Annotated in this window: 7 protein-coding genes and 1 tRNA gene; 5 read left to right on the top strand and 3 right to left on the bottom strand. The window is 59.7% G+C overall.

The genetic code is table 11. From position 1 onward, the window contains the following. Positions 1–67 precede the first annotated feature (67 nt). Both trmB and NW856_RS02995 read left to right on the top strand, forming a co-directional pair. Entirely contained in the window at positions 68–787 is a 720-nt protein-coding gene (gene trmB / locus NW856_RS03000; RefSeq protein ID WP_414343030.1) for a tRNA (guanosine(46)-N7)-methyltransferase TrmB, read from the top strand. A 98-nt stretch (positions 788–885) separates the two neighbouring features. After that, positions 886–2,469 (top strand): lysostaphin resistance A-like protein, encoded by a 1,584-nt coding sequence (locus NW856_RS02995; protein WP_414399016.1) that lies wholly within the window; start codon positions 886–888, stop codon positions 2,467–2,469. 16 nt (positions 2,470–2,485) lie between these two features. On the opposite strand, the gene NW856_RS02990 is transcribed toward NW856_RS02995, so the two are convergent. The 3 genes from NW856_RS02990 to NW856_RS02980 form a co-directional block, all read right to left on the bottom strand. Then, complete coding sequence (locus NW856_RS02990; RefSeq protein ID WP_414356757.1) at positions 2,486–3,508, bottom strand: DnaJ domain-containing protein; 1,023 nt, start codon at positions 3,506–3,508, stop codon at positions 2,486–2,488. Then, entirely contained in the window at positions 3,466–4,323 is an 858-nt protein-coding gene (locus NW856_RS02985; RefSeq protein WP_414399014.1) for an ABC transporter substrate-binding protein, read from the bottom strand. Before NW856_RS02985 ends, NW856_RS02990 begins: the two co-directional genes overlap by 43 nt. 158 nt (positions 4,324–4,481) lie before the next feature. After that, positions 4,482–5,354, bottom strand: a complete 873-nt coding sequence (locus NW856_RS02980) for an inositol monophosphatase family protein (protein WP_414399012.1) — start codon at positions 5,352–5,354, stop codon at positions 4,482–4,484. 270 nt (positions 5,355–5,624) lie between these two features. Here NW856_RS02980 and NW856_RS02975 point away from each other — a divergent pair, with 270 nt between their 5' ends. The 3 genes from NW856_RS02975 to NW856_RS02965 all read left to right on the top strand — a co-directional run bounded on the left by NW856_RS02975 (position 5,625) and on the right by NW856_RS02965 (position 8,031). After that, the gene (locus NW856_RS02975) at positions 5,625–6,203 is read left to right on the top strand and encodes an FHA domain-containing protein (protein WP_414399011.1); all 579 of its coding nucleotides are present in this window, start codon (positions 5,625–5,627) and stop codon (positions 6,201–6,203) included. A gap of 52 nt (positions 6,204–6,255) precedes the next feature. Then, positions 6,256–6,327: transfer RNA gene (locus NW856_RS02970), tRNA-Gln, on the top strand. Positions 6,328–6,555: 228 nt separating this feature from the next. Then, complete coding sequence (locus tag NW856_RS02965) at positions 6,556–8,031, top strand: cobyric acid synthase (RefSeq protein WP_414399018.1); 1,476 nt, start codon at positions 6,556–6,558, stop codon at positions 8,029–8,031. Positions 8,032–8,143 lie beyond the last annotated feature (112 nt).

The raw sequence follows: 8,143 nt of genomic DNA, 5'->3' as shown, positions 1-8,143 counted from the left end.
ACTGCGAAGTAGTCAGGGTCGGGTAGTTTACTGGGCGAGGGCCGCAGCTGGCGGCAGGAGGTGGTCTATGGAAGCAGAGGTGCAACAGGGGCAGCAATCGCCTGAGGGCCAGCTGGAGAAGCGCCCCCCTTCTCCGCCTTGGGCCGGGATCCCCTTACAGAGGGGCCTCGGTCACCGGGTACGGCAGCACGTCAATCCCCTGCAGGCGCAGTATCAGCAGCCCACCCCCCCACCCCATTGGGAGCGGGTATACCGACGGCTGGGGCAGCCCTTTCATCTGGATATCGGCACAGGGAGCGGACGATTTCTGCTGCGCCTCGCTCAGGAGCAGCCCGACTGGAACTTCCTAGGGGTAGAGATTCGGCAGGCGCTGGTGGAGCGGGCCAATGCCTGGCGGGATGAGCTGGGGCTGGATAACGTCCATTTTCTGTTTGCCAACATCAATGTCTCTTTGCGGCATCTGTTTGCGCCGGGGGATCTCAGCCGGGTGACCATCCTATTTCCGGATCCCTGGTTCAAAAAGCGCCATCACAAACGGCGGATCGTCCAGCCCCAACTGGTGGCGGATCTGGCTCTGCTGCTGCGACCGGGCAGCCCCGTCTTCCTGCAATCGGATATCCAAGAGGTGGCCGAAGAAATGGCGGCTCGATTTTTAGAGCATCCGCAGTTTTGGGATCCCCACCAGGGGCCTTTGGACTCCAATCCCCTCGGCATCCCCACGGAGCGGGAGTGGCACTGCCTACAACTGGGCCTGCCCATCTATCGCTATTGGCTGGAGCGACGGTGACAACAGGACAAATCCGTAATGCAGTAATAACAACTCCATTCCGCCAAGACAATACAGAAGATAGGATATAACCCGCTTGAGTTGGATCCGTCGCCGCAATGTCTCACTCTGAAACCACGGCCTCTGCCGACCCCTCCTCTGCTTGGTTTTCTGTTCGCCGTGGGATCCTCAACCTGCTGAGCCTATTGGCCATTGTGATTGTCGGGCTTTCTCTTTCCAGCAGTTGGTTTCAGCCGCCGCCCCAAACGCAGTTGGATTTGTTGCAAACCGATCTCGCCCTGCAGGCTTCCCGCACCCTCGATGATCCCCGCTATCAGGATCTGGCACGGGCACTTTTGGGTCAGGATGTGTTCAAGGTGGCCCAAAATCGCTATCAGCAGACTGCCGATAACTACACCGAACGCCTGAAACGTTTGAAACGGCTGGCCCGTTTAACTCCTGCTGGCGAATCTGAGGTGGCCAGCCCAGAACCTGCCCAATCTCCAGAGGTGGATCCCGCCCTTTTGGCCTCCATGCAAGATTTGCAGACGGAGCTGGATGCACTGTGGCTGCGCCTTGGCTTGCTCTATGCCTACCAAGAAGATCTGGAGGCCGCTCAGCAGCAATGGCAGCAGATCATCGACCTGGAACGTCCCGTGGAGCTGGAATCGAGCCAAAAGGGGGCAGCGCGGGTTTTGCAAGGGCTGTGGGGAACACCGCGGCGCATCTTGCCAGAGGCGGAGGTGCAGATTCGCAATCATCTGGATGGCTGGTTTGAGGCGGTGGCTCTGCAACAGCTTTACCGACTGCAGCAGCGCAGCGATAGCCTAAATGCCCTCAACCAACAGCAGGAAAAATTGGCCTTGGCGGCTCTGTTTCGACTGGCGGTGGTGGGTGGGATTCCCGTGCTGGGGGCGCTGCTGGGGTTGATGCTCTTGTTGGGCTGGCTGGGCTGGAGCCTTTGGCGCAAACGTCCGCTCCTGGGCCCTGCTTGGGAAGTGCCTTGGCCGGGGATCGGGGCGCAAGCGGTGTTGACCGGCTGGTTTTTGGGGTTTATCGCCCTCAACGCTTTGGTGCCTCGACTTTACATCATCATCCTCGGCCTGGGGGCACGGCAGCTCAGCCCTTGGCAGCAGGCGGTAGCCCTGTTTCTCACCTACAACTCCGGCGCTGTGCTGGGGGCGGGGTTGTTGTACCGTCTCTTGCACACCTACCCCGGCTGGCAGAGGGTGCTGCAGGTGCGGTTGTGGGGTCCTTGGCTGCTGTGGGGCTTGTGTGGCTACTGGGTGGCCTTGCCTTTGGTGGTGCTGGCAGCGGCACTCTCGCAATTGCTGCTACCGCAGGCGGGGGGTGGGAATCCCATTTTGCCCCTGCTGCTGGATAGCCATGGTTGGGGGGCGCGGTTGGTGTTTTTGGCCGTGGTGTCTGTCTGTGCCCCTGTTTTTGAGGAGGTGCTGTTCCGGGGCTTTTGGCTGCCTACTCTAAGCCGCTACCTGCCTATGGGGGCCGCCATTGGGCTTAGCGCCTTCACCTTTGCCCTTGCCCACCTCAACCTTTCCGATCTGCTGCCTTTGACCATGCTGGGGGTGGTGCTGGGGGTGGTGTACAGCCACAGCCGCAACCTGCTGGCTCCCATCCTACTGCACAGCCTCTGGAATACGGGATCCCTGGTCACGCTGCTGGTGCTGGGAGGAGCGCGTTAAGGGGGTCTCTGTCTGCCTACTTTTTCTTGCCGAAGAGGCGGCTCAAGAACCCGCCGTTGTCTTCTTTGCGGGGAGGCGGCACCACTTTCTGAGCCTGTGACGTTTGACGGCTGGCCACTCGCGTTGGCGGGACGGAGTCCTTGGGGACGGGAACGGGCTGTTGAGTGGTGACTTGCTGCATCCAACGGCGCACTTCTGCCATCAACTCGGCGTTGGCAGGTTCTAGGCGACTGGCTTGCATAAAGTCTGCTTTGGCCATGCCAGCATTCCCCTGCTTCAGGTGAGCAATGCCCCGGTGCAGGTAGTAGCGGGCCACGTTGGGCTCAGCGCTGATGGCGAAGTTCAGATATTGCACTGCATCCCGGTATTGCTTGCGCTCGATCATGTCCAAGGCTTGGATAAAGCGGGTTTCCGCAGGGCTGAGCTTGGGAGCCGGAGGTGGGGTGGGAACGGGCTGAACAGGGGGACGGCTGGGCGGAGCAACGACGGGGGAGGCTGGGATCCCACCCACAGTGGTATGGCTGGGGGAAGGGGTTGGGATCCCTTGGTAGCCGGCTTTGAGCAACAAATAGGCCAGGTTCAGCTCGCTCAACTGCTCGGTTTTCTCGAGCAGGGTTTCCATGGAGCTGTATTGCTCTTTGGCCAGCTTCTCCACCCGTCTGACATACTCTTCCTGCCAATGGGGGTGCTCGGCCAAGCCCTTGACGGCTTCCCCAGAGGGCCAAAGATCCGGGGGGGGCGTCTCCAAAAGGCGTTTGATCCGCATTTTGAGCACCGTTTCATATTCCCCTCGCTCCCGCTCTTTGGTCAGCACTTCGTTGGCCGGGTTGACCAGCTTGGCAAAGAGGATGTTGGCGCGCTCTGCACCTTCGGGATCCCCCACAAACCGATCCGGGTGGAGGGCCTTGGCCGCCTGCAGGTAGCCGCGCCGGATCCCCTTGGAGTCGGCGGTAAGGGGCACGCCTAAGATGGCGAAATGGTCAGTCTCGTAGCGGGCTAGTCCTCGGTTGAGGCGGGGGACATTAGAGTTGGATCCCATAGTTGCCACTTCTCTAAAATCTGCTGCAAGGTTCCGTTTTCGATCAGGCTGGAAATCGCCCCATCCACAGCTTCCTTCAGGGAAGGATGCTGAGAGGATACTACTCCCACCAGAGGCATGGGGAACAGGGGCGGCCCCACCAGGCGCAGTCGGGATCCGGCTTGGCGCAGGTTCAGGGCGGCAACGGGCTGATCGACCAGCACAGCATCCAACTGGCCAGCCTGTAGCTGAGCAAACAAGCGCTCAGGGTTGCTGGTGGCAAAGAGACGAATGGCGTTGCCTCTCCTCTCGTTGTACGCCTCCAGCAGGGCTGCCCCCGTACTGTTAACTACAATGCCCACTTTGCGGCCAAATAATTGCGACAGTGCTTCAATGGCCGGTTCCTCTGGCCCAAAGGTGGGGAAGGGATCCCGTACCACCAAGCGCTGCGGGCTGAGATAGTAGGGCCGGGTGGCCAGAAACTGCTCCGGATCCAAGCCCAAAGCTTCCCGCGCTCCCCAGATCAAGTCCACCTCATCCGCTTGCAAGGCCGCCAACTGCTCGCTCCAGGCCACGTAGATGGGATCCACCTGCACCTGAAGGATTTGGGCCAACGCCTCCAGGATATCCCACTCGAAGCCGGCGTAGGTTTGTCGCTCCAAGTCGGTATAGAGATAGGCCGGCCCCAAACTGGGATCCAAGCCAACCCGAATGCGCCCCCGGGCCTGGATCTCGGCCCAACGGGAATCGAGGGGCTGTGCCTGCTCGGTGGGGGCGACTTTCCCTTGTGCCGGCTGAGGGTAACCGGGGCCAGCAGTGGCAACCCCAAGGGCCATCGCTCCCAAGAGGAGAGCCAGGCCGAACTGTGCCGCCCGGCAGCGATGTCGCTGTTTTCCGGGGAGTCCGCTAACCCATCTCCTATCTACCCTGCCCAACATAGGGTTCTTGGAATCTTCTTGATTATTCCTCGATTATTCGTCAGCTACTTCTGTCTTCAATTCAACTCAACTGGGGAGCTTTCCCGGTTCTGATAGGTTGGGTGGGGATCCCGCCGCATGGGAAAGGAGACCGGCAAAGGCCGCACCTGGGCCAGTTCTTCTTGCAGAGCAGCGTGTAACCAGCCATTGCTGGCCAACAGTCGGCCACTGTAAACATCCACCGGGCCGCCATCGTAAGCAGTCACCTTGCCACCCGCCTCTCGCACCAGGACGATCCCTGCGGCAATGTCCCAAGGGGAGAGGCCCCGCTCCCAATAGCCATCCAACTGGCCGGTGGCCACATAGGCCAAATCCAGAGCTGCAGATCCGCCGCGCCGTACTCCTTGGGTGAGATGGGTAAAGTGGCAAAACTCGGCGTAGTTGTTGTCGGGGGTTTCGCGACGATCGTAGGCAAAGCCGGTAACCAGCAGGCTCCGAGACAATTCAGCCGTTGTGGAGACTCGAATGGGTTGGCGGTTGCGGGTAGCCCCCATCCCTTGGACGGCGCGAAACAGATCCCCGCGAAAAACATCACAAACAACCCCCAAAACCGGCTCCCGCCCCTGCAGCAAACCAATGGAGACGGCAGCGAAAGGGTAACCATGGGCAAAGTTGGTGGTGCCATCCAGGGGATCGATCATCCAAGCGTAGGCACCCTCCGGAGATCCCTGCTGGCCTGATTCCTCGGTCAAGATGACATCTTCGGGGAAGTGCCGCCTCAAGATTTTTAAGATGAGATCCTCGGAAGCGCGATCCGCCGCCGTCACCAAGTCGCCCGGACGTTTCTCCTCAATGGCAAGGGTGCCCCCCACATAACTGCGCAGCAAAGCTCCTGCCTCCAGGGCAGCTTCTGTGGCCACATCCAACCGACGCAGCAGGGCCTCCGTCACACCCTCACCTCAAGGTTAAAAACCTGCTACTCAGAATAGCCCGCCTGAGGCTGTGGCTCCCAAGGGATCCCTGAAAGCCAAAATAGGCCCGACCCAAACCCAATTTTTTGGGAAAGGGGGTATCTCCAAGACTGCCTATAGTGTATAGTACAGTACACTGGGGCTTGTGGGTTTTCCGGCAGCCCGCCAAGACCAGAGTTCCTTTGAAAGCAGTAGGGTTTTGGGGAACTATAGATAAGACTTTGAATTTGGAAAGCCAAGCTGCTGTAAATGGCGTTGAGCGTTGAGGGGGGAAGACCTTTGCCACATAGCTACGACGATTTTTTCACCTCCATCACAGAGGTTGGCGGGAAAAGTCCTCTTCCCAGCCAGGGCTTTGATCTGCCGGCGGATTTGTTCGATCAAGTCCCTGAGCAGCCGGTATCCCATCCGGAGTTCACCCTGTCCATCTGCCATCCTGTCCGGCCCTGCAGCTACATCCTGCGGGAGAGTATCTATACGCTTGGACGGGATCCCTCCAACGCCATCCAGATCGTCAATCGGTTTGTCTCGCGTCGCCACGCTTACCTGGTGCGGGTGCCCACCAAGTCCAACCGGACAGGGTTTACCTATTGCCTGATCGACGGCAACCGCAAGGGCCAGTCCAGTACCAATGGGGTGTTTGTCAACGGCACGCGGGTGGCTACTCACTACCTGAGGAGCGGAGATGTCATCTATTTCGGGCCAGAGATCCGCGCCTATTTCTTCGAGGTGGCCCGCATTCTCCCTGTGAACCCCTTTGACATCGGCCCTGGCCTTGGCGAAGAGCTTCAGCTTCCCCACGACACAGGAAGCCACCGCAACCGTTGACAGATCTAAAGCTGCATCGCTAAATTAATTAAGCCGGTTAAGCAATGTGAATTGGGGCATCGCCAAGCGGTAAGGCAGCGGGTTTTGGTCCCGCCATTCGGTGGTTCGAATCCATCTGCCCCAGCTTAAAATCCAACCGAGAGCACAAAGGCGCAAGCCCCTGGGATCCCGTGCAGACCCGGGGTTTCGGCTCTTGGCATCAGCAGGGCACGTTGCTCTGGGGAACTGAGGAATCATGGGGTCGCCTTTGCCAACGGAGGCCCTGGCTTGGCAGGACTGGCCGCGGAGAGAATGGCAACAACCAGAAACCAAGGGTGAGGGATCCGGGGTGAGCTGTTCAGGTCGATCCTTGATGGTGGTGGGAACTTCTTCCCATGTGGGCAAAACCCTTTTGGTGACAGCCCTCTGTCGCATTCTCAAGAAAGCGGGAAAAAGGGTTGCCCCTTTCAAAGCTCAGAATATGTCCCTCAACGCCTATGTCACCCCAGACGGCAAAGAGATCGCCTACGCGCAGGCTCTGCAAGCTTGGGCTGCCGGGATCCCCCCTGCGGTGGAAATGAACCCGATTCTTCTGAAGCCCCAGGGCAACCTGACTTCCCAGATCGTCTTGAACGGAGTGGCGGTGGGCACCTACCGCGCCGGAGAGTATTACGAGCGCTGGTTTGCGCCGGCCTGGCAAGCGGTCAAAGAAGCCCTTGCTCGCCTACAACAGCAGTACGACTGGATCCTTTGCGAGGGGGCAGGTAGCCCAGCAGAGGTGAACCTCAAACATCGGGACTTGGCAAATATGCGGGTTGCCTTGCATTTGGGATCCCCCACTTGGCTGGTGGCGGACATCGACCGAGGTGGGGCGCTGGCCCATGTGGTGGGCACACTCCAACTGCTGGAACCCGAAGAACGGGCCCTGATCCGGGGCATTGTCATCAACAAGTTTCGGGGCTCGCGGGAACTGTTGCAGCCCGGCCTGGATTGGCTGGAAAACTACACCGGGATCCCAGTTGTCGGGGTCTTGCCTTGGGTGGACTGGGTTCTGCCCCAAGAGGATTCGATGGGAATTGCAGCCAACCCCCTGCTTTGGGAAGATCGCCGCGACCGGGCCGGTGGCCAAGCCCTGAGGGAAGGGCGCCTGGAGATTGCTGTGGTGCGTTTGCCCCAGGTGGCCAATTTCTCGGATTTTGACCCCTTGTTGGCGGAGCCCACCGTCCATCTGCGCTGGGTTCACCTTGGCCAAAGTTTGGGATCCCCGGATGTGGTCATCCTGCCCGGCAGCAAAACCACCCTCAACGATCTGTTCGCGTTGCAAAAGACCGGCTTGGCCGATCAACTGCGCCAATACTCCGGCCATATCGTCGGCATTTGCGGCGGGCTGCAAATGTTGGGAGAAACCATCGCCGATCCCGAAGGCTGGGAGGGGATCGCCGGCACCTACCCAGGGTTGGGCTTTCTCCCTTTGACCACCGTTTTACAACCCACCAAGGTCACCCAGCAGGTACAGACCCAAAGCCGATGGCCTGCCCTGGCCCCCATCCAGGGGTACGAAATTCATCAGGGATCCACCCAGGCGGATCCCTCTGGCTGCCTGCCGCTGTTCGAGCAAGAGAACCTGGGCTGGCGGGATCCCACGGGTCGGATTTGGGGCAGCTATCTGCATGGCCTGTTTGACAACCACCTGTGGCGGCGACAATGGCTGAACTGGCTGCGCCGACAAAAAGGCTGGGATCCCTTGCCGGATCTGGAGGGCCACTATGCTCAGCAGCGGGAGCAATTGCTGGAGCGCCTGGCCGATCTGTGGCAGCCTCACCTGGACTTGGGCCTGTTGATGGAATAGCCGCTCCGAAAGACTTATGCAACGCTGAACAAAACAGAACTTTGCCCAGCATCGCTGCTTTCTTCCTGCTTCAGCGACCCATGACTAGCGGCAGAGTTCACCCCCACCACCC

The organism is Synechococcus sp. R3-13 (assembly GCF_047462195.1).
GTDB lineage: Bacteria > Cyanobacteriota > Cyanobacteriia > Thermostichales > Thermostichaceae > Thermostichus.
Note: the sequence above shows the minus strand (reverse complement) of the source record. Positions and strands in the feature narration are given on the sequence as shown.